The sequence below is a fragment of the Chitinibacter sp. GC72 genome (genome assembly GCF_009760905.1).
Taxonomy (GTDB): Bacteria; Pseudomonadota; Gammaproteobacteria; order Burkholderiales; family Chitinibacteraceae; genus Chitinibacter.
The window spans coordinates 202,586-227,095 of record NZ_VIRW01000001.1 but is presented as its reverse complement, the minus strand read 5'-3'; the positions used below and the strand labels follow the sequence as shown (position 1 = coordinate 227,095).

At 55.2% G+C, this 24,510-nt stretch carries 24 protein-coding genes and 1 tRNA gene; 15 read left to right on the top strand and 10 right to left on the bottom strand.

Annotated elements, in window-relative coordinates; genetic code table 11:
* Positions 1-70 precede the first annotated feature (70 nt).
* Positions 71-1,297 (bottom strand): monovalent cation:proton antiporter-2 (CPA2) family protein, encoded by a 1,227-nt coding sequence (locus FLS37_RS01000; RefSeq protein ID WP_157314056.1) that lies wholly within the window; start codon positions 1,295-1,297, stop codon positions 71-73.
* Positions 1,298-1,572: 275 nt separating this feature from the next.
* Here FLS37_RS01000 and argS point away from each other — a divergent pair, with 275 nt between their 5' ends.
* Positions 1,573-3,483 (top strand): arginine--tRNA ligase, encoded by a 1,911-nt coding sequence (gene argS, locus FLS37_RS00995; RefSeq protein WP_232522461.1) that lies wholly within the window; start codon positions 1,573-1,575, stop codon positions 3,481-3,483.
* A gap of 75 nt (positions 3,484-3,558) precedes the next feature.
* Positions 3,559-4,644: a DUF4238 domain-containing protein gene (locus FLS37_RS00990; protein ID WP_157314055.1), complete on the top strand. Its 1,086-nt coding sequence runs from the start codon at positions 3,559-3,561 to the stop codon at positions 4,642-4,644.
* Between the two features lie 61 nt (positions 4,645-4,705).
* On the opposite strand, the gene FLS37_RS00985 is transcribed toward FLS37_RS00990, so the two are convergent.
* Positions 4,706-4,891, bottom strand: a complete 186-nt coding sequence (locus tag FLS37_RS00985) for a hypothetical protein (RefSeq protein WP_157314054.1) — start codon at positions 4,889-4,891, stop codon at positions 4,706-4,708.
* A gap of 633 nt (positions 4,892-5,524) precedes the next feature.
* Between FLS37_RS00985 and FLS37_RS00980 the strand changes: the two genes are divergently transcribed.
* Entirely contained in the window at positions 5,525-5,782 is a 258-nt protein-coding gene (locus FLS37_RS00980; RefSeq protein WP_157314053.1) for a TIGR03643 family protein, read from the top strand.
* A gap of 803 nt (positions 5,783-6,585) precedes the next feature.
* Here FLS37_RS00980 and FLS37_RS00975 read toward each other — a convergent pair.
* From FLS37_RS00975 to FLS37_RS00965, 3 genes are all read right to left on the bottom strand, one after another.
* Positions 6,586-7,320, bottom strand: a complete 735-nt coding sequence (locus FLS37_RS00975) for a carbonic anhydrase family protein (RefSeq protein ID WP_157314052.1) — start codon at positions 7,318-7,320, stop codon at positions 6,586-6,588.
* 557 nt (positions 7,321-7,877) lie between these two features.
* Positions 7,878-9,593, bottom strand: a complete 1,716-nt coding sequence (locus tag FLS37_RS00970) for a proline--tRNA ligase (RefSeq protein WP_157314051.1) — start codon at positions 9,591-9,593, stop codon at positions 7,878-7,880.
* 66 nt (positions 9,594-9,659) lie between these two features.
* Complete coding sequence (locus FLS37_RS00965; RefSeq protein ID WP_157314050.1) at positions 9,660-10,040, bottom strand: hypothetical protein; 381 nt, start codon at positions 10,038-10,040, stop codon at positions 9,660-9,662.
* A gap of 191 nt (positions 10,041-10,231) precedes the next feature.
* Here FLS37_RS00965 and FLS37_RS00960 point away from each other — a divergent pair, with 191 nt between their 5' ends.
* Positions 10,232-11,317 (top strand): imelysin family protein, encoded by a 1,086-nt coding sequence (locus tag FLS37_RS00960; RefSeq protein ID WP_157314049.1) that lies wholly within the window; start codon positions 10,232-10,234, stop codon positions 11,315-11,317.
* A 53-nt stretch (positions 11,318-11,370) separates the two neighbouring features.
* On the opposite strand, the gene FLS37_RS00955 is transcribed toward FLS37_RS00960, so the two are convergent.
* Positions 11,371-11,559, bottom strand: a complete 189-nt coding sequence (locus tag FLS37_RS00955; protein WP_157314048.1) for a 4-oxalocrotonate tautomerase family protein — start codon at positions 11,557-11,559, stop codon at positions 11,371-11,373.
* Between the two features lie 86 nt (positions 11,560-11,645).
* Between FLS37_RS00955 and phnD the strand changes: the two genes are divergently transcribed.
* Positions 11,646-12,623: a phosphate/phosphite/phosphonate ABC transporter substrate-binding protein gene (phnD, locus tag FLS37_RS00950; RefSeq protein WP_157314047.1), complete on the top strand. Its 978-nt coding sequence runs from the start codon at positions 11,646-11,648 to the stop codon at positions 12,621-12,623.
* An 81-nt stretch (positions 12,624-12,704) separates the two neighbouring features.
* Positions 12,705-12,790 (top strand) — tRNA-Tyr (locus FLS37_RS00945).
* Positions 12,791-13,105: 315 nt separating this feature from the next.
* Here the strand turns inward: FLS37_RS00945 and FLS37_RS00940 are convergent.
* Entirely contained in the window at positions 13,106-14,155 is a 1,050-nt protein-coding gene (locus FLS37_RS00940; protein ID WP_157314046.1) for a serine/threonine protein kinase, read from the bottom strand.
* A 295-nt stretch (positions 14,156-14,450) separates the two neighbouring features.
* On the opposite strand from FLS37_RS00940, the gene FLS37_RS00935 reads away from it, so the two are divergent.
* A complete protein-coding gene (locus FLS37_RS00935) occupies positions 14,451-15,590 on the top strand; it encodes a diguanylate cyclase (RefSeq protein WP_157314045.1) in 1,140 nt (379 codons plus the stop codon).
* 30 nt (positions 15,591-15,620) lie between these two features.
* Entirely contained in the window at positions 15,621-17,216 is a 1,596-nt protein-coding gene (locus FLS37_RS00930) for an ABC transporter ATP-binding protein (protein ID WP_157314044.1), read from the top strand.
* A 63-nt stretch (positions 17,217-17,279) separates the two neighbouring features.
* Here the strand turns inward: FLS37_RS00930 and FLS37_RS00925 are convergent, their stop codons facing one another.
* Together FLS37_RS00925 and hpnC are read right to left on the bottom strand one after the other, a co-directional pair.
* Positions 17,280-17,870 carry a thermonuclease family protein gene (locus FLS37_RS00925; protein ID WP_157314043.1) on the bottom strand — a complete coding sequence of 197 codons (591 nt, stop codon included), beginning with the start codon at positions 17,868-17,870 and terminating at the stop codon, positions 17,280-17,282.
* A 1-nt stretch (position 17,871) separates the two neighbouring features.
* On the bottom strand, positions 17,872-18,738 hold the full coding sequence (hpnC, locus tag FLS37_RS00920; RefSeq protein ID WP_157314042.1) for a squalene synthase HpnC: 867 nt from the start codon (positions 18,736-18,738) through the stop codon (positions 17,872-17,874).
* A 213-nt stretch (positions 18,739-18,951) separates the two neighbouring features.
* On the opposite strand from hpnC, the gene FLS37_RS00915 reads away from it, so the two are divergent.
* From FLS37_RS00915 to folK, 3 genes are all read left to right on the top strand, one after another.
* The gene (locus FLS37_RS00915) at positions 18,952-19,281 is read left to right on the top strand and encodes a helix-hairpin-helix domain-containing protein (protein ID WP_157314041.1); all 330 of its coding nucleotides are present in this window, start codon (positions 18,952-18,954) and stop codon (positions 19,279-19,281) included.
* Between the two features lie 132 nt (positions 19,282-19,413).
* The gene (gene pcnB, locus FLS37_RS00910) at positions 19,414-20,769 is read left to right on the top strand and encodes a polynucleotide adenylyltransferase PcnB (RefSeq protein ID WP_157314040.1); all 1,356 of its coding nucleotides are present in this window, start codon (positions 19,414-19,416) and stop codon (positions 20,767-20,769) included.
* Entirely contained in the window at positions 20,769-21,251 is a 483-nt protein-coding gene (gene folK / locus FLS37_RS00905; protein ID WP_157314039.1) for a 2-amino-4-hydroxy-6-hydroxymethyldihydropteridine diphosphokinase, read from the top strand. The genes pcnB and folK overlap by 1 nt, the downstream gene beginning before the upstream one ends.
* A 119-nt stretch (positions 21,252-21,370) precedes the next feature.
* Here folK and FLS37_RS00900 read toward each other — a convergent pair whose 3' ends face one another.
* On the bottom strand, positions 21,371-21,538 hold the full coding sequence (locus FLS37_RS00900) for a hypothetical protein (RefSeq protein WP_157314038.1): 168 nt from the start codon (positions 21,536-21,538) through the stop codon (positions 21,371-21,373).
* Here FLS37_RS00900 and panB point away from each other — a divergent pair.
* From panB to FLS37_RS00880, 4 genes are all read left to right on the top strand, one after another.
* Positions 21,537-22,331: a 3-methyl-2-oxobutanoate hydroxymethyltransferase gene (panB, locus tag FLS37_RS00895; RefSeq protein ID WP_157314037.1), complete on the top strand. Its 795-nt coding sequence runs from the start codon at positions 21,537-21,539 to the stop codon at positions 22,329-22,331. The genes FLS37_RS00900 and panB overlap by 2 nt on opposite strands.
* A 15-nt stretch (positions 22,332-22,346) precedes the next feature.
* Complete coding sequence (locus tag FLS37_RS00890) at positions 22,347-22,949, top strand: transglutaminase family protein (protein WP_198314434.1); 603 nt, start codon at positions 22,347-22,349, stop codon at positions 22,947-22,949.
* Between the two features lie 7 nt (positions 22,950-22,956).
* On the top strand, positions 22,957-23,796 hold the full coding sequence (panC, locus tag FLS37_RS00885) for a pantoate--beta-alanine ligase (RefSeq protein ID WP_157314189.1): 840 nt from the start codon (positions 22,957-22,959) through the stop codon (positions 23,794-23,796).
* 167 nt (positions 23,797-23,963) lie between these two features.
* Positions 23,964-24,470 carry a DinB family protein gene (locus FLS37_RS00880; RefSeq protein WP_157314035.1) on the top strand — a complete coding sequence of 169 codons (507 nt, stop codon included), beginning with the start codon at positions 23,964-23,966 and terminating at the stop codon, positions 24,468-24,470.
* Positions 24,471-24,510 lie beyond the last annotated feature (40 nt).

Sequence of the window (24,510 nt, the reverse complement as noted above, 5' to 3'; positions counted from 1 at the left end):
CGCTAGCAATAAAAAACGCCGCAGATTGAATCTGCGGCGTTTTTTTTATGTTGATAGTGGGTATATCCATCTAGCTCTTTTCTGTGCTGCCATCTGTGGCATTACCTGGTGTAGGTATTGCCCGGGTCAGGATGGAGAAGAGCGGCGGGTTGAGCAGGATAGAGATCAGCGCGCCAGCAATAATGAGCGCGTTGGCGTCGCTATTGAGCAGCCCCAGCGACATGCCCACGGTGGCCAGAATAAATGAGAACTCGCCAATTTGCGCCAGGCTGGCTGAAATCGTCCCCGCCACGCGGTGGCTGTAGCCGTAAGCGCGCACAATCGCCCACGCCGCCAGCGATTTGCCGATCACAATGACCAGCACCGTGCCGAGTAGCGCCAGCGGCTGCTGCAGAATAATGCGCGGGTCAAACAGCATGCCGACCGAAACAAAAAACAGCACGGCAAAGGCATCACGCAGCGGCAATGACTCCTCAGCTGCACGATGGCTAAACTCCGACTCAGCCAGCACCATGCCCGCAAAAAACGCCCCCAGCGCGAACGAGACGCCAAATAAATGCGATGCGCCATACGCCACGCCCAGCGCAATCGCCAACACGCCAAGGCGAAATAGCTCGCGGCTGCCGGTCCAGACGGTTTTTTCCAGCACCCACGGAATCACGCGGCGGCCAATAATCAGCATAAAGGCCACAAACGCAGCCACTTTAGCCAAGGTGACACCCAGCAAGGTCAGTAAACTTTGCTCGCCAGTGTCATTTGGATTATGCCCGCCGAGCAAGCCCGCCAGCGCGGGCAGCAACACCAGAATCAGCACCATGGCCAGATCTTCCACAATCAGCCAGCCAATCGCAATGCGGCCCTCATCGGTTTGTTCCAGATCGTATTTCTGTAAAGCCTTGAGCAGCACCACCGTGCTGGCTACCGACAGCGACAAGCCAAATACCAGCCCGTTGCCCCACGGCCAGCCCATCACCCAGGCCAGTGCCATGCCCAGCAGCGTGGCGATCGTAATCTGTATCACCGCCCCGGGAATGGCGATGCGCTTCACGCTCATCAGGTCTTTGAGCGAAAAATGCAGCCCCACACCAAACATCAGCAAAATCACGCCCACTTCGGCCAGCTCGGTAGCCAAAGCCTGATTGGCCAGCGGCCCCGGTGTAAACGGTCCAATCACAATCCCGGCAAACAGATAACCAATCAGCGGCGGCATGCGGCAGCGCTGTGCCAGCATCCCGAATAAATAGGCCAATCCCAAGCCCAGCACCAGGGTGGTGAGTAGTGGGGTGTCATGATGCATCGTCGCTCCTTGTGAAGATTGAAAAGGGGGCAAGCCGCGCGTCAGAACGACTCAAGCCCATTGTATTCGTTCACCCCGGATTTGGCGCGATAAAAGGCCGCCGCTTGATGTTGGCATATTTACTTTACAGGCTGGCGGCTCAGTTTTTTGAGCTTGGCGCGCAAGCGGGTACAATGGCGGCTTTGGCTTGATGCGCTTGCCCGCATTGGCCCGCACCGATTCAGCTCTAGGCGCTTTCAATGACCCAAACGACTGCAACCCCAACCCTCGCAAACCTGACCATTTCTCAACTTCTGGCGCAACGCGTCGAAGCCGCGCTCTCTGCTGCGGGTGCCGCTGGCGCGCCTGCCGTGATCCAGCCTTCCGGAAAACCCGAGTTTGGCGATTTTCAAGCCAATGGCGTGATGGGTGCAGCCAAAGCGGCGAAAACCAATCCGCGCGAACTGGCGACCAAAGTCGTTGCCGCCTTGGATTTGGCTGGCATCGCCGACAAAGTTGAAATCGCTGGTCCTGGCTTTATCAATATTCATCTCGCGCCAGCCTTCCTCGCGCAGCGCCTTGAAGTGGCTCGTAACGACGAGACGCTCGGCATTATCAAACCCGCGCCGCAAAAGGTCATGGTCGAATATTCATCGCCCAATCTGGCCAAAGAAATGCACGTCGGTCATTTGCGCTCAACCATCATCGGCGACGCGATTGCGCGCGTATTGGCATTCGCCGGTCACGACGTGCAGCGCTGCAACCACGTCGGCGATTGGGGCACGCAGTTTGGTATGCTCGTCGCTTACTTGGTAGAGGCTGAACTGAATGGTGATTTGTCATCCCTTCAGCAAGATGTTCGAACCGAAGAAAGAATAGCCGAAATAAACCGAGAAATTGATAAGCTATCCTCTCGCCGCGAACACGATGAGCGTGGTCAAGTGGCGCTATTGGGTGACGCGCTAACTCGCTTTGAAGAGCTAAAAGCTGAAATTGAGAAACTCGAAGCAAGTGAGTCAGATAATCTTCACGGGCTTGAGCTTCATGATTTAGAAGGCTTCTATAGAAAATCAAAACAGCGATTTGACGAAGACGAGGCATTTGCAAATCGTGCTAGAGATTATGTGGTGAAACTTCAAAGCGGGGATCCTGAGGTAAAGGTTCTTTGGCGTATGTTCGTCAATCTATCTCTTGCACATTGCGATGCCGTATATAAAAAGCTGAATGTTTCTTTGAATCGCAAAGATATTCGTGGTGAGTCCGCATACAACGATGATCTACCAGTTGTTGTGTCCGATTTGCGCGCTGCAGGCCTGCTCGAAGAAAGCCAAGGCGCGCAAGTGGTGTTCCTGCCGGAATTCAAAAATCCGGAGGGCGAAGCGCAGGCGATGATTATCCAGAAAAAAGACGGCGGCTACCTGTACGCAACGACGGACCTGGCCGCCGTGCGCTACCGTCACCGTACGCTGGATTTGAAACGCGTCGTGTACGTGGTCGACGCGCGTCAAAGCCTGCATTTCCAGCAATTGTTTACCCTGAGCCGCAAAGCCGGTTTCGCGCCCGCCGATATGGCGCTCGAACACGTCGCGTTCGGCACGATGATGGGCGAAGACGGCAAGCCATTTAAGACTCGTTCTGGCGACACGGTAAAACTGATTGAATTGCTCGACGAAGCGATTCGGCGCGCATACGAGTTGGTCAACGAGAAGAACCCTAGCTTGCCAGACGAGACCCGTAGTCGTATTGCGCAAGCAGTCGGCATTGGCGCAGTCAAATACGCCGATCTGTCGAAAAACCGCACCAGCGATTACATCTTCAACTGGAAGGCGATGCTTTCATTTGAGGGCAATACTGCACCCTACCTGCAATACAGCTACACGCGCGTCGCATCGGTATTCCGCAAGGTGGGTGAGTTTGATTCGAGCGCAGCGATTGTGATTGCCGAGCCAGCTGAGAAGCAACTCGCGCTGCAATTGGCGCAATTCGACGAAGTGATCGCTTTTGTGTCGGATACCTGCCAGCCGCACCAATTGTGCAGCTACTTGTTTGCACTGGCGCAGCAATTCTCGCGCTTCTACGAAGCCTGCCCGATTTTGTCAGCCGAGGGCGCTGTGCGTGATAGTCGTTTGGCGATTGCGGCATTGACCGCGCGGACGATGAAGGCGGGCTTGAGTTTGTTGGGTATTGCGGTGTTGGAAGAGATGTAATTGAGTGAAATAAAAAAGCGACCGAAGGGTCGCTTTTTTATTTAAAAAAAATTATTCATCTGTAGTAAATCACATATGCCATCAAATATTACAAAAAATCAGCATTATGTCCCTCAGTTTTTGTTGCGAGGCTTTAGTGATGATAGGTCAAATTTTGAGAAAATAAGCATCTTTGATTTTTTTAAAAAGGAAGTTAGGTTTGATCAGTCGATAGCTGAAGTTTTTTCTCAGAATTATTTTTATGATACAGACAATGAAATAGAGAGCTTTCTTTCTCGTGAAGTTGAAGGTCCTGCTGCTGGTGTTATTGATTCTGTTAGAAAAGGTGACTTTTCAAAAATCAATGGTAGTAGCTTTTCTACGGTAATGGGCTTTGTTATGTGCCAAGAAGCAAGAACTGCGGAAGCTAGAGATGATGGATTGAATTATATAAATGCTAGTTTTGGTCAAATTCTTGCCGATTTTTCGCATTTTAATGATTTGGACTTAGGGGATATTAATGAGTGGAGAGTGACTCCATCAGATAAAGATTCAATGAGATCCTTTGTTGTAGCACGAACTTTAAATGGGATTATCGATTCAGTTGCAATGAAAGATTTAAGATTTCATATACTTTGTAATGAAACTGAGCAAGAGTTCATAATTTCAGATCATCCTGTTGTTCGTTATAACTGGCTTTACCGTAATCTTGAGGACCCTAGAGTTTCTAGCATCTTAGCTAGAGGAGTTCAGTTGTTTGTCCCGTTGTCAAGTAGTCTATATCTTTGCGCTTATGATCCCAAGGTTTATAAGTATGGCCTTAAGAATTCCGACTCTTCAAGTTTAATTTCTATAAATGATGTTGAATGGTTGAATAAATTGCAAATTCTATCCGCAAGATCATTTGTTGCATTCAGTGCGAATAAAATGAAATCAACGATAATTGATCTTTGTCAGAAATGTGGCGAAGGGAAAATTTACACTAGATTAAGTAGCCATCTTGGCCGAGAGAATATGAAAAATGGGGATGTAAAGACAACTCACATGGTTTATACGAAGCAGCTTAAATTACAAACTCTCCCCAGTTTTTTTAAAATAATAAAAAAATCCAAAAAACTAGCGTCACATTTTGAGGTGCGTAATTCGGATACTGCCCAAGCATTACAAATTTTAAAGCAGTAGCACCGTAGGTTGAGCCAAGCTTGCGTAGCCCAACGTTTACCGCGACAAATAAACCGCTGGATTAATTCTGGCGGTTTTGTTTTATGCGCCGTTGGCGCGATGTTTTCAATGCGCGTTCCGCCGCGCTGACGGGCAGGGGTATTTGCTTCTGCAAATACCCCTGCACCCCAAAGCAGCCCCCGGCATCCGCGTCGGCTTCGCCGATGCCCTCGCTGCGGACAATCGGCAAGGCGGCGGGCTTTAACAAAACAGAGCCCGCCGAAACCCCTTGCCGCTTGTTCCTCGCTCGGCGCTGATGCAGGGGAGTTCAAGCCCTAGACCAGTCATCGCGACATATACCTGCCTTTGTATTGCTCTGAAGTTAAATGCCAGATTGCTTTTGGTTGATATACCCTTGCTTTTAATTAGAACGGATTGCCCGTGGAGCAGCGCCGTTTGAAAAAGTCATGGCGAGGTTTTAAGCCGCGTCGTGTTTGAGCGTTGCGACGTTAGCGCAACGCGAGTTGTAGCGGCGCCTCGCCGTGGCTTTTTCAAGCGGGGTTTCGCGGCGATCGGGCGCGCAGGGGTTGTTAGGGGTGGGGCAAGACCCACCCCTAACTCGTCCGGCGGGCGAAACCGCCGGTTTATCGCCTGCGCAGCAGGCTATGCAATCATGAAAAATGTAAGCAAAGTCTTACCTGTACGGCGCAGCTGCATAAAACCTGATTTATGCGCCGCGCAACGGGTTTCCGCGTCGTATTGCCGGGGAAGCCGCCGGTTTGCCGCCTGCGCAGCAGGCCATGCAATCGTAAAAATGCAATTGGGGCCTTGCCGCCACGGGTTGACGTTTTCCACGCCGCATGGGCTAAAATTGCCGCATCTTTGATGTGGAGGTGCTGCGATGGCGCATACTTTCAGCCCTAGCGATGTGTCACGAATTATTGAGATGGCGTGGGAAGACCGTACGCCGTTTGAGGCGATTGAGCGTTTGTATGGCCTCAATCAACCGCAGCTCATCCGGCTGATGCGCGCCGAATTAAAGAGCGGTAGTTTTCGGCTGTGGCGGGCGCGCACGAGTGGGCGGGCGACTAAACATCTGGCGCTGCGCTCACCCGAGATCTGCCGCGCCTATGCGCCGGGACAGTACAAGCCCCGCTAGCCAATATTGGGGTGTCGGCGCGCTTGGCACTCCAGCCCAGATGGGGCCGAGTAGGGTGTACAAATCTTGATTTGCGCACGCGGACAGCTCTTTTTTCGGTGTTCTTGCATTTTGGTGCGCAAATCCTGTGGGATTTTCACACCCTACGTTGATTTGGTTTTGTGCGCCGCTGGCGCGATGTTGTCAATGCGCGTTCCGCCGCGCGGACGGGAAGGGGTATTTGCTTCTGCAAATACCCCTGCACCCCAAAGCAGCCCCGGCATCTACGTCGGCTTCGCCGATGCCCTCGCTGCGGACAATCGGCAAGGCGGCGGGCTTTAACAAAACAGAGCCCGCCGATCCCCCTGGCCGCTTGTTTACCCCAAGGGCATAGCCTGCGCTAAGGCGGTAAACCGCCAAGCTACGGCATGCCTCGCTCGGCGCTGCTGCAAGGGGAGTTGGTCAGACCAACGACTATCGCATATACATACCCATGTGTTGCTCTGTAGGTCAATTTCCTTCTCGCTTTGCTTGATATACCCCGTAGTAAGTTAGAAGGGATTGCCGGTGGAGACGCGCCCCTTGGAAAAGTCATGGCGAGGTTTACCGCCTGCGCCAGCAGGCTATGCTTGGGGTGCAGCCAAAGCCCCCTACCTGCCCGCGCGGTGGAACGCGCATCAAACATCGCGGCGAAGCCGCATAAATCACGTAGCCAAGTAGGGTTTTATGCGTCGTTGGCGGAAAGTTTTCATGACGCCTTCCCCGCGCGGAAGGGGGGAGCGGGGTTACCCGCACGCGGGGTTTTGATCATCTGCTGCTGTAATTTATTTTAACCACTCGACCTTGCCGGTTGATACATCGAGCATCGCACCCACGATTTTGATCTCGCCTTTGTCTTCCATTTCTTTCAAAACGGGGCTCATCATGCGAATTTTTTCTATCGTTTGCGCCACATTGGTTTCAGTCACATCGTGAACAAAAGCATGGTTCTTCGAATTACGCTCGCCATCGGTTTTAGTCGCTTTCACAGCGGGCATAAATTTTTCCAGCAAGCCCGTTAAGTTGCCCAGCTTCACGCCATCACACGCACCTTTGATTGCACCACATGAGGTATGCCCCAGTACGACGATAGCCCGTGCGCCAGCCACTTTGGATGCAAACTCCAAGCTGCCCAGAATATCTTCATTCACCGTATTGCCTGCGACTCTAGCCGCGAAAACCTCGCCGACACCAGTGTTAAACACCTGCTCTGGTGCCGAGCGTGAATCAATACACGCAACGACGCTGGCCAGTGGATACTGGCCCAGGCCGGTTTGTTTAATTTGTTTTTTGAGATCGTACTGGTAAGACTGACCGCTCGCAAAGCGTACATTGCCGGCTTGCAGAATTTCGATTGCCTGAGCTGGCGTAATGCTGGCTTGCACTGATTTAGTCAATGTTTTGCCTAGTGCATACGGCTCGGGTTTAACAGGCGCTGCTTTATCATCTGCAGCATGAACGCTGCCGATCGCGAGTACGGTCGACAGGGCAATCGCCTTAAAAATCTGGGTGTGTTTCATATTTAATTCCATCTTAAGCAGAAAGTTATTACTTTAGTATTGTTGGCGCCATCCGCACGCTCAATAGCGCTGGGCAGCCTGCACTTTGTAAAACTGAGGCTTACAAAGTTCACATCTTCTACAGCAAAAATCCCGCTACATGAGCAGCTAGGTCGCTGAGTGTGGTCGAACTCACACTTGGCACGGCTCCTGCTGGTGTTCATGCATTTTGGTGCGCAAACACTGTGGGTTTTCACACGTTTGATTTGGCTTTTACGCGGGATAATCCGCACAGATACGGGGGCAGCTTCTCTTGCTTATCTTCTTTTGGCACAGCAATAGAAGTCAGTGCTGCGGCGCATAGCAGCCCACTCCGTTGGATAGCTGCAATGGGATAGCTGCAATGTGAATCAGTGTTCGAATGCCGGTTTATCGCCTGCGGCAGCAGGCAAGCGCAAAATATGGTGCAATTCGTTGCGCTTAGTGCACCCTTGTAATAATAAAAAATGGGTATTCCTCCGCAGGCCTCATAAAAGATGCTCTACGGGGGAATACCCTATCTAAGTCTAATTGACGACTTATACCAGCTGCGACTTGATAAAGCCCAATGCTTCGCCAAATGCGACTTTCTGCATTTCACCTGCGCGGCGTGCCACGTATTCAACTTCACCATTGGCCAAGGCTTTGTCGCCAATTGTCACGCGATGTGGAATGCCGATCAATTCCATGTCGGCAAACATCGAGCCTGGACGCTCGTTGCGATCATCGAGCAAGACGTCGATGCCTGCAGCGGTAAAGTCCGCGTACATTTGATCCGCCGCCGCTTTAACGGCTTCCGATTTGTGGTAACCCACTGCGACGATGGCCACCGCAAACGGTGCCATTGCTGCTGGCCAGATAATGCCGCGCGCGTCGTGGTTTTGCTCGATCGCGGCGCCCACAATGCGCGATACGCCGATGCCGTAGCAGCCCATTTCCATTGGCGTCAGCGTGTTTTGCTCGTTCAGGAACGTGCAATTCATTGCTTCGGAATACTTGGTGCGCAATTGGAAAATATGGCCGACTTCGATACCGCGGCACAATTCCAACACGCCGCCTTTGCCGTCTGGGCACACGTCGCCGTTCACGACATTACGGATGTCGGCCACCACATGCGGTTCTGGCAGGTCGCGACCGAAGTTCACGCCTGACAAGTGCAATTTCGGTTTATTCGCGCCGCACACAAAGTCGCTCATCGCGGCTACGGTACGGTCGGCAATCACACGAATATTCGTATTGATACCAACGGGGCCGATAAAGCCGGGTGGGCAGTTTAGATTGCTGCGAATTTCTTCTTCAGTGGCGAAGCGGAAGTCCATCATGCCTGCGACTTTGCTGATTTTCACTTCGTTCAGATTATGGTCGCCACGTAGCAGCGCCAAGACGAATTCGCCCGCCGTCGTGACCAAAGCAATCGCTTTTACTGTGCTGTCAATGCCGATGCCGAGCAAGGCGGCAACGTCTTCGCACGCGGTTTGTTTTGGCGTATCCACTTCGGTCATTGCTTGCGCCGCAGCTGCGCGTGGTGCGGCGGGTGCGAAGGCTTCCGCTAATTCAACGTTCGCCGCGTAGTCGCTAGTTGGGCAGTAGGCGAGCAAGTCTTCACCGGCGTCGGCTAGAACGTGGAATTCGTGCGAGCCATCGCCGCCAATTGCGCCAGTATCGGCTGCAACAGCACGGAATTTAAGGCCTAGACGGCTAAACACCTTGGAGTATGCGCCGTACATTACGTCGTAAGTGGCTTTCAGTGAATCCAGATCCGCGTGGAATGAGTACGCGTCTTTCATCATAAATTCGCGCGCGCGCATTACGCCAAAACGTGGGCGGATTTCGTCGCGGAATTTGGTTTGTACTTGGTAGAAATTCACCGGCAATTGTTTGTAGCTTTTGATTTCCGAGCGCGCGATGTCGGTAATGACTTCTTCGTGCGTGGGGCCAAAGCAGAAGCTGCGTTCGTGGCGGTCGGTGATTTTCAGCATTTGTGGGCCAAACACGTCCCAACGGCCGGTTTCTTGCCACAGTTCAGCCGGTTGCACCGCTGGCATCAGCAATTCTTGCGCACCCGCGCGATTCATTTCTTCGCGCACGACCGCTTCGACTTTGCGCAAAATACGCAAGCCCAGCGGCATCCACGTATACAGACCTGAGCCCAAACGTTTGATCAAGCCCGCGCGCAGCATCAGCTTGTGCGATAGTAATTCGGCCTCGGAAGGCGCTTCTTTTAAAGTCGAAATGAATAATTGCGATGTGCGCATAGTGCGTGATCCAGTGAAGTAGAGCTAGCTCAAATGAAGCCGGCTATTTTAGCCGATTTACGCTGATTATTCAGCAGCCGGTTTTTCAGCTTGCGCCGCGCGCTCAGCTTCAAGCTTGGCGATTTCAGCGGCTTTTTGTTCGGCGCGTTTGGCGGCAAATTTCGGGCGCAGCTGATTCATCAGAATAATGTCGCGCGCTTTCATCAGTAGCAGCAGCCAGACCACTAGAATGGCGGCGTAAACCATATTGTCGGTGCGCACGGTGGGCAGGAACTTTTCAATCAGCGGGTTGATCACAAATTGCACGCTGCCCAGCACGGCCAGCAGCAACACCACGGTGGAAATGGCCCGCTCGCGCAGGAAAGTGCCGCGCATCAGTACGCGCTGTTCCCAACTGCTTAAACCCGCTAGTTCTGGGACATCATCCGGACGGAAGTAAAAAGCCATTGCAGTATTCCAAATGCAGTTTCAATGGCGGGCAATGTTACGGGAAAGTGCATATAAAGCAAGCCGGTAAGCGGCGCTGGCGCGCTTTTCTCCGGTGTTTTTGTCGCAGAGCGGGACGGGCGGCGTACAAGTGGCTTCCTGTTTTGCGGCCATCGTGTTATCAATACCGCATAAAAATGGAGACGATAGCAATGAGCAAGTGGATGAATAAGTGGGTGTGTAAGCCATTGACCGTGGGGCCGCTTTCTGTGGCCTTGCTGGCGGCTGGAGTAGCAATGACGGCACAGGCCGATGGCGGCGCGGACGCGTCCGACGCTTCAGCTGTTGAGGCCGTGAAGCGGATTTCCGCGATGGATTTTACCCGCTCGCAGCTGAACGATATTTTATTGCCCGCGCATCAGCAGCTGGCGCAGGCCAGCGCGGCCTTGTCTACCGCCAGCCGGGCTTTCTGTGCGGCGCCCGCCACTGGTACTTTTGCGGCGATGCAGGCGCAGTACGTCAATACGCTGCTGGCGTGGCGCACGATTGAAATTGCTCCGCTGGGCCCGAGCGCCGAGCCCGAAGTCGGCCGCGTGATGGAAGGCCAGGCGCAGTCGCCCGCGCAGATTCTGACCTTAATCCCATTGCAAACCAGCAAGGACATGGTCGATGGGCAGGCTGCATTTGAAGCGACCAAGCTGCCCGCATGGGGTATTGGCTTTAAAGCCATAGAGTCCCTGCTCTACACCGATAAACCTACCCAGAGTATTGAGCGCTTGCGCCCGGCTGCGGCGTGCAGCTATCTGGTCTGGCAAACTCAGGTGGTGGCCTATCAGGCCGAAACCTTGCGCCGGGCTTGGCAGGGGCTCAGCCGTGGCGTCGCCTACGATATGAGCTATCCGCGCACCTACCAGACACAATTATTCAACCGCATGATCGAAGGCGCGCGCGATCTGGAGCATAAAGTCGGCTTGCACCAGCCGCAATGGCTTGATCAGCGCGCAGGCGCGACGGTGCCAGCGCTCAAGGCCAATGTGGCAGGTTTGCGCGCTTTGCTCACCGGCGAGCCACGCGCCATCGGGCTTGATGATTTTATGCTGAGCCGCGAAGATCAGCCGCGCTGGACGCTGATCGATAACGCGCTCAAGGCGCTGGAAGCTGCCTTGCCAGCAAACGATAAGGCGCTGAGCAATGCGCAGGCGCGGCAAATCGTTGTTGCCGCCAACCGGCTGGCCGACGTGCTGGAAAAAGACCTCGCGCCCGCGATGAGCATCAAAATTGGCAAGGTGAAGCGCTAGTCTGACCTTGCCCGCCTGGCTTGTGATGTTGTGATCGTCGCAGGTCAGGCGCCTTATTCCAGCTCATCGAGCAATTGCCCGCCCCAGCCCCAGTTTTCCTCGCGCGTTTCGTCAAAATTCACAATCACATACTCACGCGGCTTGCCCGCGATGCGCTCCATCGTGCAGGTCATTTCTTCAACGATCTGCTTTTTTTGCTCGCGGGTCAGCTCGCCTGCGAGGCGGACATGGATATACGGCATCTGCTTTTCCTTACAAAGTTTTAACAAAACGGTCACATCAGCAAACTATGATGCAGGCTTAGATTTAGCCTGACTGGATATTGCCGATGTTACACCGATTTTCACCCCTGTTTTTTGTGCTGCTGGTACTGCTCGTAAATCCGGCTTTTGCTGATCTGAATGTCGGTTTGCTGGTGTCACGCAATGCCGATCAGACGCTGGAGGACTGGCAGCCGATTCTGGATGATCTGGCGCTGGCCACCGGGCAGAAAGTGCGTGGCCAGGTGCTCAGTGATCGCGATGAGCTGCTGCGCCGTATGCAAAAAGGGCAAATCCAGATCGCGCGGGTGGACAACAAACTGGCGCTGGATCTGGTGGAAAACGCCAAAGGCGAAGTGTTTGCTCGCCTGTCGCAAACGGGCAATATCAACGATTATCGCAGCGTGATGCTGGTCAAGAAAAACAGCCCGATCAAAAACGCCGATGATTTGCTCAATCGCCCCAAGCAATTGCGCTACGCGGGTGGTAAGCCGGGAACGACGGCCGAATATCTGATTCCGCATTACCATCTGTTTTTCAAGCGCAATGTGCTGCCTGAGCAGTATTTCAAACAGAATCTGCAGCTGGGTACCGAAGGTGCGTTTGTCGCGCTGGCGCAAGGGCAGGTGGATGTGGCGGTGAGCAATACCTTTGATCTTGAGCAGCTGAAAGAAAAATTCCCGCGCGATTTTTCACAAATGCGCGTGGTGTGGGAGTCGCCCCGTTTTGCCTTTGACCCGCTGGTGATGCGTAGCGATTTACCCGCTGCGCAAAAAGCCGCCGTCAGTCAGTTTTTTACCAATTATGGTCGTACCGGCAGCAATACAGCGCTGGCCAAACAAAGGCTTTACTATGCCGATCAGCTGGCGGGATTTGTGAAAGCCGATAATCGCAGCCTGCGGCAGGTGACCGATTTGCAGCTATTTCACGATCTGTTCCGGCTCACCTTTAATACCAAGCTCACTGCCGAGGCCAAAGTGGCGCAGGAGAAATCCTACTATCAGCGCTTTGATGCCCTGATTGCCTTGCTGGGCGGCGCCAAATAAAGGAGTGCGAAAATTTTTTATAAAAAAATGCGACGGGGGCTTGACGCACAAAAGCGCATCCCGTAACATGCGCAGCCTTGAGGGGGGATTACCCCAGCGGTCAACGGGTCCGGACTGTAAATCCGGCGGCTCAGCCTTCGAAGGTTCGAATCCTTCTCCCCCCACCAGTATGAAGAAAAAGCCCCAGTCGAAAGACTGGGGCTTTTTCGTTTGCGTCGGGTTTATGTTTGTTTGACGATTGCAGGTCTCGGCGGAGCTGAGCCCTAGGGCTTGAGTTGGTTATTCTCGACGCTGATGTTCTATACCCACACCCCCCGCCCTCTCCTTTAGAGGGAGCCTCGCTGCGCTCGATTGTCCTAGTGTCAGTTGTGGGGGCTTTCCTGCAAGACACCTCGGTACGGCGCAGCCTTATCCGACGAAATAACACGCGGCCAGTGGGATGATGCACCTTGCAAGGTGTTCATCCGACCTCCATGACTGGCCTAGCAATTGCCAAAATTATCCGAGCTGCCGCGCAGCGGGGCTTCGGACATCAGGGCGATTTGTTCGCGTAATTCCAGAATGCGGTTTTGCCAGTAAATCGGCGAGTCAAACCACGGGAATGCGGCGGGGAAGGCGGGGTCGTGCCAGCGGCGCGCCAGCCAGGCGCTGTAGTGCAGTAGCCGCAGCGTACGCAGAGCTTCGAGCAGATGCAGCTCGGTGGGGTCGAAATCGGCAAAGTCTTCGTAGCCAAACAAAATATCATTAAGCTGCGCCTGCTGTTCGTGCCGCTCGCCCGACAGCAACATCCACAAATCCTGAATTGCTGGGCCATTGCGCGCATCGTCAAAGTCAACAAAATGCGGTCCGGCGTCGGTCCAGAGAATATTGCTGGCGTGGCAGTCGCCGTGCAGGCGCAGCGTCGCTACGCGACCGGCTCGCTGGTAGCAGGCGTCAATCGCATCGAGCGCCTGAGCCGTCACGCTCTGATACGCTGCGCGCAAATCGGGCGGGATAAAGTCGCTGGCGAGCAGATACGCCACCGATTCACGGCCAAAACTATCCGGCTGCAGGGCAGGGCGCTTGGTAAATGGCTGTTTCTGGCCGACCGCATGGATGCGCCCCAGAAAACGGCCTATCCACTCGCGCGTTTCGCGCTGATCCAGCTCGGGCGAGCGGCCGCCCCGGCGCGGAAAAATGGCAAAGCGAAAGCCTTGCTGCATATCTTGTTCTTTATGGTGAGCAATATGCAGGGTATTGCCCTGTAGCTCAAGAGGCGCAACGACTGGAATCTCATACCCAGCTAGCTCGGCGCTGAATGCGTGTTCTTCCAGAATCTGCGCATTGCTCCAGCGCTCAGGGCGATAGAATTTGGCAACGATATAGCGACCCCACGGATTGTCTTCTTCTAGGCCGATCTGGTAGACGCGGTTTTCATAGCTATTGAGCGCCAGCAGGTGGCCGGATGTACGCAGGCCCAGCCCTTCAATGGCGTTTAGAATCAGGTCGGGATTGAGTTCGGCGTAGGGCGGGGTAGTTGCTGGGCTGGTCATGGTCGTGGTCGGTCAGGTAATCGCCAGACCATACGGCAAAGCCGCCGCTTTGACCATTGCTAATTCGGCAGAAAAATCATCGTGTTCGCCCACGCGCGGGTAAAAAAGCCCCAATTCGGTGCAAGGCTTTGCGCCACGGGGGCGGGATGGCCGATAATCTGGATGAGCTAAAGGTAAAATTGCTCACGCTCGATGGCCGCGCCTTGCTGCTCTGCGGCGCAGGTCTTGCGTTAAAACTGCTGGATCGCTACTGATCGCTTGACCCGTCTTTGTCCTGAGCCAGAAGGGTATTTCCATGATGCAATCGTCTGAACCCGCTACGGAATTATCGGTCTCGCCGCTGCCCGAGCTGGGCCTGCAGCGTCATTCTGAGCTGCAGGATCGCCGTAGGCAGCAAAGCCATCTGGCGTTGGTGCTGGGCGCATTGTCGCTGCTGGCCTGCGCGCTATTGGCACTGGTCGCTGCTCCGGCCTGGCTGAGCTTTGGCTTGCCCTTGCCGCTGGCAGTATTGTTTGTGTTTTTTGCTCATCGCTTGCCTCACGGTAGCCAGCCGCTGGCGGTGCTGTTCAATTACTGTGCAACGCTGCTACCGCCTGCGCTGGTGGGGGTGTGGGCGCTGAACTTCTCGTCTGTCCCTTCTGTGCTTGTGTTGCCATTTTTGCTGCAGCCGGTGCTGCTATTGCTGGCGTGCCTGCCGCTGCGCGCGTATGTGCTGGCCATTTTGTATAATTTTGCGCTCGCTTCGCTGCTGGTTGTCACTGCCGATGTGCTGGCCAGTGTGGGCGCTTTGCTGGTGCTGCTATTGATCAGTACTTTGGGCGTTTACAAGCTGCTGCGTGCGCTGCGCAGCCAGCGGCGCTTGCGCGCCATGCGCCAGCGCGTCGTTGAAAACACCGAGAAAATGGCGGAGCGCAACCAGAAAATGCGCAAGCTGGCGCTGGAAGATCCGCTCACCGGGCTGGCTAATCGCTTGTGCCTGATCAACCAGCTGCGCCGATTGCTGAAAAATCCGCATACCGAAGCCATTCACAGCGTGGTGTTTCTGATTGATCTGGATTTTTTCAAAACGGTCAACGACGAATACGGCCACGCGGCAGGCGATGCGCTGCTGATCGAAATCGCCCAGCGCTTTAAGGCGCTGGTGCGCCGTGGTGATCTGGTCTGCCGGCTTGGTGGCGACGAATTTGTGATTCTGGTGCGTGGCCTGACTGGCCCCGAGCAAATCCGCGTGGTGGCCGACAAAATACTGGCGCGCCTCGCCGAGCCGGTGTGGTATCAGGAGCAGCGCTTGCCTTTGGGCGGCAGCGTAGGCATTGCGCCGTGGCTGCCCGAATTGCGCTCGCCAGCCAGCTGGCTACAGGCCGCTGATGATGCGATGTATCAGGCCAAAAGTGGCGGGCGCAACCGCTATGTAATCGCCGACTTTGCGCAATAAACGCCGTAATAATTTGCCCCGGGAAAATCAATGAGCTTATTGCAGATCGAACAACTGAGTTTACGCTTTGGCGCTCAGGCCAGCGCGGTGGTGAGCGAGCTGGCATTAAGCCTGAACGCGGGCGAAAAGCTGGCGCTGGTGGGCGAATCGGGCTCAGGCAAAAGCGTGCTGGCGCGCGCCATCCTGCGCCTCGATAGCGATGTCTGCGCCAGCGGGCGCGTGGTTTTTGACGGTGTTTCGCTGCTGGATGCGAGCCCGGCGCAATTGCGCACCATTCGCGGGCGGCGGATCGCCATGATTTTTCAGGAGCCGATGACGGCGCTTAATCCGCTGCAAACCATTGGCCAGCAAATTGCCGAAGTATTGCACCTGCATGGGGGGTATAGCCCCAAAGAGCAGCGCCAGCGGGTATTGGAGCTATTACACCGTACGGGTATTAGTGATGCCGAGCAGAAATTGCGGCGCTATCCGCATCAGCTATCGGGCGGGCAACGCCAGCGGGTGATGATTGCGATGGCGCTGGCGGGCGAGCCCGAATTGCTGATCGCCGACGAGCCCACAACCGCGCTGGATGTCACCGTACAGGCGCAGATTCTGACGCTGCTAGCCGATATTCAGCGCGAACGCGGCATGGCGGTATTGCTGATTTCGCACGATCTGAATCTGGTGCGCCGCTTTGCCGACCGGGTGGCGGTGATGCAGCACGGGCGAGTGGTGGAAACCGCGCCAGTGGCCGAGCTATTTGCCGCGCCTAGCCACCCGTATACGCAGCAATTGCTCGCGGCACGTCCGCAGCGGATTGCCATGCCAGTTCCGCCAGCTCCTCCATCCCAGGCCGAGCCCTGCCTGAGCGCGCGTCAATTGAGTCACGCCTATCGGCAGGATGCCCCAGTCTGGCAGTTTTGGCGGCAACACTGGCAAACCATTCTGGCGCCGCTGGATTTGACCTTGCAGGCCGGCGAAACGCTGGCGATTGTCGGCGAATCGGGCAGCGGTAAAACCACTTTGGCGCTGTCTTTGCTGCGTTTATTGCAAGCGGGGCGGGGTGGCGGCACGCTGACCGTGGCCGGGCGTGATTTTAGCGCCTTGCGCGGCGCAGCCCTGAGATTGGCGCGGCGCGATATCCAGATGGTGTTTCAGGACCCGTTCGCCGCCCTGTCGCCACGCATGAATGTGGGCGAGATTGTGGCCGAAGCGCTGCTGGTTCACGAGCCCGCCGCTACAGCGGCCGAGCGCGCCGAGCGGGTGGCGCAGGTCTTGCAGGAAGTTGGCCTTGATCCGGCATTGATGTCGCGTTATCCGCACGAATTTTCCGGCGGCCAGCGCCAGCGCATCGCCATTGCCCGCGCGCTGATTTTAAAACCGCGCATTCTGATTCTGGACGAACCCACCTCGGCGCTGGATGCCACCGTGCAATTGCAGGTGCTGCAATTGCTGGCCGATTTGCAACGCCAGCATGGTCTGAGCTATGTACTGGTCAGCCATGATATGGCGGTAGTTCGCGCGCTGGCGCACCGCGTGCTGGTGCTCAAGGCCGGGATCGTGCAGGAAGAAGCCGACGTCGAGCCGCTCTTCACCCAGCCACGCAGCGACTACACCCGGCAATTGCTCAGTGCGATGTATTAACTTTATACGTGTCTTAGTATATGGCTGCAGCTATCTTGAATATTAAGCTATAGCCATATACCCCTATTTATTGTTGCGGTTGGCTTTGCGCCAATCCCAGGGCGGGGTGGGGTTTTGGTCTTGCCACAGGCCAATTTGCCCGCTGCGGGCGGCTTCTTGTGCGGCCTGATATTGGGCGTAGTCGCTGCGGCTTTGGGTTTTGGTGTAATGCGTGTAGTGCCAGGCCATACCGGCTTTGACCTGCTGCAAATTGATGTCCTGCTCATTTTTGCTGATGCGGGCTACGCCACGGCCATAGCGGTCTACATCGTCGATCGCGGCGCTGATCTGGCTGCCGTAAACCAGATCGGACAGAGATTTTTTGGCCGCCTGACCGAAGGGCATGGCTTTTTCCGGCGAGTCGATATAGGCCAGACGCAGCTTGTATTGACGATTGTCCTGATCAAGTACCGTGACCGTGTCGCCATCGGCCACGCCCACCACTTTGCCTTCTATCACACTACCGGCGCTGAGCTTGCCCGGCGTGACGGCTTCCTGCTGTACGCAGGCCCAGGCGCCGATCAGCACAATCAGCAGTGCGCCAAGGCGCTGCTTCCAGTTGCTGGCGGTAAAAAGACGGATTAATGCGCGTTGCTGGGTCTGGGAGATTTTCATTTTAGTGCGAACATCCTGTGGTCTGGGCTGGCGCCGTAAACCAGCCTGCCTTGATGGCCTGATACAGAATTACGGGCCAATCGAGTGTCTGTAGGCTGGGGCGCGCAGTATACACGTCGTAATTAACCGCTTTCAATTTGCTCAGTACCCGGTCGGCTGCCAGGACAATGCAGCGAATCTCCAGCCCGATCCGTCCCGGCAGCGCGCGCCCCAATGGTGAGCCGGCGCGCAGCATTTTGCGCGCTCGCTCGCACTGATATGCCATCAGGCGGGTAAAAGCGGTGTTGTGTTGCCGGGCAAATAGCATCTCTTCACTGACGCCGAATTTGTTTAGCTCGTCCTGCGGCAGATAAATGCGGTCTTTGTCCAGATCAATCGCCACATCCTGCCAGAAGTTGACCAATTGCAAGGCAGTGCAGATGCCATCGGACTGCGCCAGCATTCTGGCGTCGGAAAAGCCAAAAATATGCAGCAAAATCCGCCCCACCGGATTGGCCGAGCGGCGGCAGTAGTCGATGACTTCGCCAAAATCCTGATAACGGGTTTTCACCACATCCTGCCGGAAAGCCGAAAACAGATCTTCAAACAGCGAGAGCGGAGTCTGATAGCGGGCGGCCACCGGCACCAGCGCTTGAAAACGCGGCGTCAGCGGGGTCTGGCCCGCGGCGATGCGCGCGAGCTCGGCGCTGCATTCATTCAGGGCAGCGATGCGCTCGGCGGCGCTGGCATCACCCTCATCGGCCAGATCATCGGCGTAGCGGGCGATGTGATACACCACGGCAATCGGCTGGCGAAACACGCGGGGCAGCAGGAAGGAGCCGACCGGAAAGTTTTCATAATGCTGGACCGTTTGTCCTGGTGTGATCATGACAATACCTTAATTTAAACTGACTAAGTCTGGTGAATTCATACTTGGCTGCTATAGTGGGCAGACGTAAATCATTACGTACTGAAGTAATTAGGCAAAAATTCCTGCCCTTCGTTGGCTCGCCCTGTTGTACGACTTGTACTATCTTCGGCTTCACCGCTGGGTGCGAAAATTTTTGTTCAGTCACTTACCAAATCAATCAAGGGGAAAACGATGTTGAAAAAACTGCTCATTACCGTACTAGCCAGCTTTGCCTTGATGGCGTCCGCCTGGGCTGTGGTGGATATTAACACTGCCAACCAGCAGCAGCTGGAGTCGCTCAAAGGCATTGGCCCGGAAAAAGCCAAGGATATTATCGACTATCGCAGCAAAAACGGTGCGTTTAAAACTGCCGAAGACATTATGAAAGTGCCCGGCATCAAGGAAGGTACTTTTGCCAAAATCAAGAGCGAGATCAGTGTGGGCGGCAAAGTGGCTGCGCCTGCCGCTGCCAAAGCACCGAAAGCGAGTAAACCTGCAGCCAGCGTTGCCGCCAAAAAATAATCCAGCCCGACTTCAGTCCACCCCGGCGTGCCCGGGGTTTTTTTCTGCGTGCTTTCTGCCGCGAAAACGATACGCCGCCACATTGCGCTTGTATAATGCACGGTTTCGCATCGTTTATACCGATAAATACCCATGATTCGTAAACTGATAGGCAAAGTATTGCGTCGCCCCGGCAAGCGTATTTTGCACGCCAAACACTATGGCATTCGTCGTGATCAACTGCATTCGGGTGCGCTCAAAGTGTGTGACCGGCTGCAGGACGCAGGCTATGAAGCCTATATCGTGGGCGGTGCGGTGCGCGATTTGCTGCTAGGCAAATCACCCAAGGATTTTGATGTGGCCACCAGCGCCACGCCCGAGCAGGTGCGCCATGTGTTCCACCGCTCGCGCATTATTGGCCGGCGCTTTCGCATTGTGCATGTGCCGTTTTATGATCGGGGTGGGGAAGAAATCATCGAGGTGACCACTTTCCGTGGCAGCGCTGATTCCCCCACTGACGCCAGCGGGCGCATCATCCGCGATAATGTGTATGGCACGCTGGAAGAAGACGCATCGCGCCGCGACTTCACCGTTAATGCGCTGTATTACGACCCCAATAGTGATGAAATTATCGATTTTCATCATGGCGCTGAAGATCTGGAAAAGCTGCAACTGGTGATGATTGGTGACCCGGTCAAGCGCTACCACGAAGACCCGGTGCGCATGCTGCGCGCCACGCGCCTGTCGGCCAAGCTGGGTTTGCAGATTGCCGCCGATACCGCCAAGCCGATCAAGGAACACGCCGCTTTGCTGGAAAACATCCCGTCGGCGCGGCTGTTTGATGAAATGATGAAGCTCTTGCTCTCGGGCAAGGCCTGGGATTGCCTGCAAGCCTTGCGCGTTTACGGCCTGCATCGCCCGCTATTTCCGCTGCTTGATAAATTGATGAGCCAGAAAGAAACCACGACGTTTCTGAAGCAGGCGCTGCTCAATACCGATCAGCGCTTGGCCGACGATAAGCCCGTTTCGGCCGGTTTCCTGTTTGCGGCCTTGTTGTGGCATGAAGTAGAAGCGGTATGGCAGAAGAAAATCGCCGCAGGCGAGCACAAAGTGCCTGCGCTGGTTGAGGCGATGAACGAAGTAGAAGCCAAAGTCACCAAACGGCTGGCGATTCCCAATCGTTACAGTGCGGCGATGAAGGAAATCTGGCTGCTGCAGCCGCGCTTTGAGCTGCGCGCAGGGCAAAAACCCTTCCGCCTGATCGAGCAGCCGCGTTTTCGCGCGGCGTATGATTTTCTGCTTTTGCGTGCCGAATGTGGCCTGGTGGAAAAAGAGCTGGCCGATTGGTGGACCCAGTTCCAGGCCAGCGATGACAGCACGCGCGAAGTGCTGATCAGCGAAGCCATTGCCGCAGGCAAGGGCGGCGAGGTGGAAAAAGCCAAACGCCGCAAACGCTCGCGCACCCGCAAACCGGCCACCGCCAAGCCCGCAGCAGCGAAAAGCGAATAATGACCATTGCCTATATCGCCTTGGGTGCCAATCTGGGCGACCCAAGCGCGCAGCTGCGCGACGCGCTGCGCCTGATTGCGGCATTGCCGCACACCCAGCTGCTGGCCAGCTCGGCTTTTTATGCCAGCGCGCCAGTCGGTTACGCCGATCAGCCGGACTTTGTAAATGCCGTCTGCGCGGTGAAAACCGAGCTGTCTGCGCCCGATCTACTGGCCGCTTTGCTCGCGCTGGAATTGCAGCAAGGGCGTGAGCGCAGCTTTAAAAATGCGCCACGCACGCTGGATCTGGACGTGGTGCTCTACGGCGATGAGCTGATCAATCTGCCCCAGTTGCAAATACCCCATCCACGTATGCATCAGCGCGCCTTTGTGTTATTGCCTTTGCTGGAGATAGCCCCCGACATTCATATTCCGGGTCATGGCGCGGCAACGCAGTTTATTGCCGATGTGATCGATCAGGAACTCTATCGCCTTGAGGGATGATTAGCGCTTAGTGCTAAACCAAAAGTGCTCATGCAGCGTTATTTCGCCTAGTCGTACTACTTATGCCGTATCTGGGTACTGCCTTGAGCTTAGCGCCTTGCCTGAGCCCTTTTGTCCACCTACCGAGCAGGAGCTTGGTTTGCCGCAGCTGACAAATCGCGCAATATTGCCATTTTATGATTAAAACAGTCGATTTTAACGATCCAGTGCTTTAGCATCACACCAAGGTTTGATTTTTGCATTGCACCACGAGTGCGCATTTTAACGACGGCTTGATTACCCATCATGAAAACGACACTTTCGACTCTGAGAAAAATGAAACAGGATGGCGCCAAAATCGCCATGCTGACCTGTTATGACGCCAGTTTTGCCACGCTGTTGGACGAAGCCGGTGTGGATATCCTGCTGGTTGGCGATTCGCTCGGCAATGTGATTCAGGGCCACGGCACGACGCTGCCAGTGACTGTGGACGATATGGTCTACCACACCAAAGCGGTGGTGCGCGGCACGCAAAAAGCGCTGGTGCTGGCTGATCTGCCATTTGCCAGCTATCAGGCTTCGCATGTTCAGGCCTATGAAAATGCGGCACGGCTGATGGCGGCGGGTGCGGAAATGGTCAAAATCGAAGGCGGCGCGGTGATGGTCGATACCGTTGATTTTCTGGTGCAGCGCGGTATTCCGGTGTGCGCGCACATCGGCTTGCAGCCGCAATCGGTGCATGTGTACGGCGGCTACAAGGTGCAGGGTAAAACCGAGACCGAAGCCGAAATCCTCAAGCGCGATGCGCTGGCGCTGCAAGCCGCCGGTGCGGCGATGGTGTTGATGGAAATGGTGCCCGCCAGTGTCGCCGCTGAAGTCACCGAATCCTTGCATGTGCCCACCATCGGTATCGGTGCTGGCGTGCAAGTCGATGGTCAGGTGCTGGTGCTGCACGATATGCTGGGCGTGTATCCGGGCAAAAAAGCCCGCTTTGTCAAAAACTTCATGAGTGGCGGCGTGAGCAGCATTCAGGCTGCGGTTGAGGCCTACGTCAAATCGGTGAAAGCGCTGACTTTCCCGACCGAAGAACATTCGTTTTAAATGCAGATATCCCCGATGGACGCGTACCTGCGCGCCAGCGATGCCATTGATTTTGCCAATCCGGCCATTGCGGATCTGGCCAGACGCCTGCGTGAACAGGCGGGCTCTGCGGATGCTCAGGCCATTGCAGCGCAGTGTTTTAACTGGGTGCGTGATCACATCGAGCATTGCATTGATTTTGCCCGCGAAGAAGTTCCTGTCAGTGCTTCGCAAACGCTGGCGGCAGGAACCGGCTTTTGCTTTGCCAAAAGCCACTTGCTGGCCGCACTCTTGCGCGCCAATGCCATTCCCTGCGGTTTTGTTTACCAGCGGCTCACGGTGGACGGCCCAGCGCCGATTTATTGCCTGCACGGGCTGAATGCCGTGTATCTGCCGGAGTTTGGCTGGTATCTCTGTGATGCGCGCGGCAATTCGAAACCCGGCATCCATGCCCAATTTCAGCCGCCGCAACCCACTTTGGCCTACCCCGTGCAATATCCGGGCGAATGCCTGTATGCGGGCATCTATGCCGAGCCCTGGCCAGCGCTCTTATCCGCGCTAAGCGATTGCCGCAGCGTCAGCCACTGGCGGGCGGCGCCAATTGATCTTTTGCCTCCTGATTTAACCTCTTTACGCTGAGCTGATGATGAAAATTATCCATACCATCTCCGAGTTGCGCGAATGGCGCAAAACCGTGGGCACCGTGGCGTTTGTGCCGACCATGGGCAATCTGCACGCGGGGCATATGTCGCTGATTGAGGCGGCAAAACAGCAAGCGGCACATACCGTGGTCAGTATCTTTGTCAATCGCCTGCAATTTGGTCAAGGCGAAGACTTTGATCGCTATCCGCGCACCTTGCAAAGCGATGCCGACATCATTGCCGCGCACGGCGGGGTGGATGTGATTTTCGCGCCTGATGAAAAAGAGCTGTATCCGAATGTGATTCAGCAATATCAGGTTAATCCGCCAGCGATCGCTGAAGAACTCTGCGGCGCCTTCCGCCCCGGGCATTTCCGTGGTGTGGCCACGGTGGTCACCAAATTATTCAATATCGTTGAAGCCGATGTGGCCTGTTTTGGTAAAAAAGACTACCAGCAGCTGGCGGTGATTCAAGGCATGGTCGCCGATCTAAATATCCCGATTCGCATCGTGCCGGTGGACACCGGCCGTGCGAGCGATGGCCTGGCGCTGTCATCGCGCAATGGCTTTTTAAATGAATCGCAGCGCGCCGAGGCGCCGCGCCTGTTTTATCATTTGAGCCGGATGAAAACAGCCATCGAAAACGGCGAGCGTGATTATTCCAGACTGGCGATTGAAACCGTCACCGATTTGCGCGTGCGCGGCTGGCTGGAAGTTGATTACGTCGAAACCCGTAACGCACTCACACTCAAACCCGCCGCTAGCACCGACAAGCATCTGGTGATCCTGATCGCCGCCCGCATTGGCACCACACGCTTGATTGACAATATCGAAGTGATTTTGTGATTGATGGGGTATATGGCTGTAGACTAATTATTGACTGCTCTTTAGCCATATACCTTCTTTGAATCGCTGGCGTGTGAAATGGGTTGCACTGCTTGGCTAGCTTCACTAGCCAGCTTGATTGCTGCTGCACTGATTGGATAATCGTTCCCGAATTATAAGGACACGCGATGTTTCAAGGCTCCATGCCGCAACTGATGGCGGCGTATAACCAGTGGCAAAACCAGCAGGTGTATGCCGCTGCCGGGCAATTGAGTACTGCACAGTTGATGGCTGATCGCGGGGCTTTTTTTGGCTCGGTGCAGGCAACGCTGGATCATATTCTGTGGGGAGATCTGGTCTGGCTGTCGCGCTTTACGGGCGAGGCTTTGCCTGCCAGCCCGGCGGGAGAGCTGCTGTATGGGCACTTTGCCGATCTGCACGCGGCACGCATCGCGCTGGATGCGCGACTAATTGAGTGGGCTGCAACTTTAAGCGCAGATTGGCTCAACGAGCCGGTGACCTGGACCAGCAAAATGTATGGTTTTACCCAGACCATCCCGCGCTGGGTGCAGGTGCAGCATCTGTTTAACCATCAGACGCATCACCGTGGGCAGGTGGGTACCTTGCTCAAGCAGTTCGGGCTGGATGTCGGGGTGACCGATATCCCGATGTTGCCGATGCTCAACGCCACCTGAGCGATTGAAAACCCCAGTCACTGGATACCAGCTGGAGGCA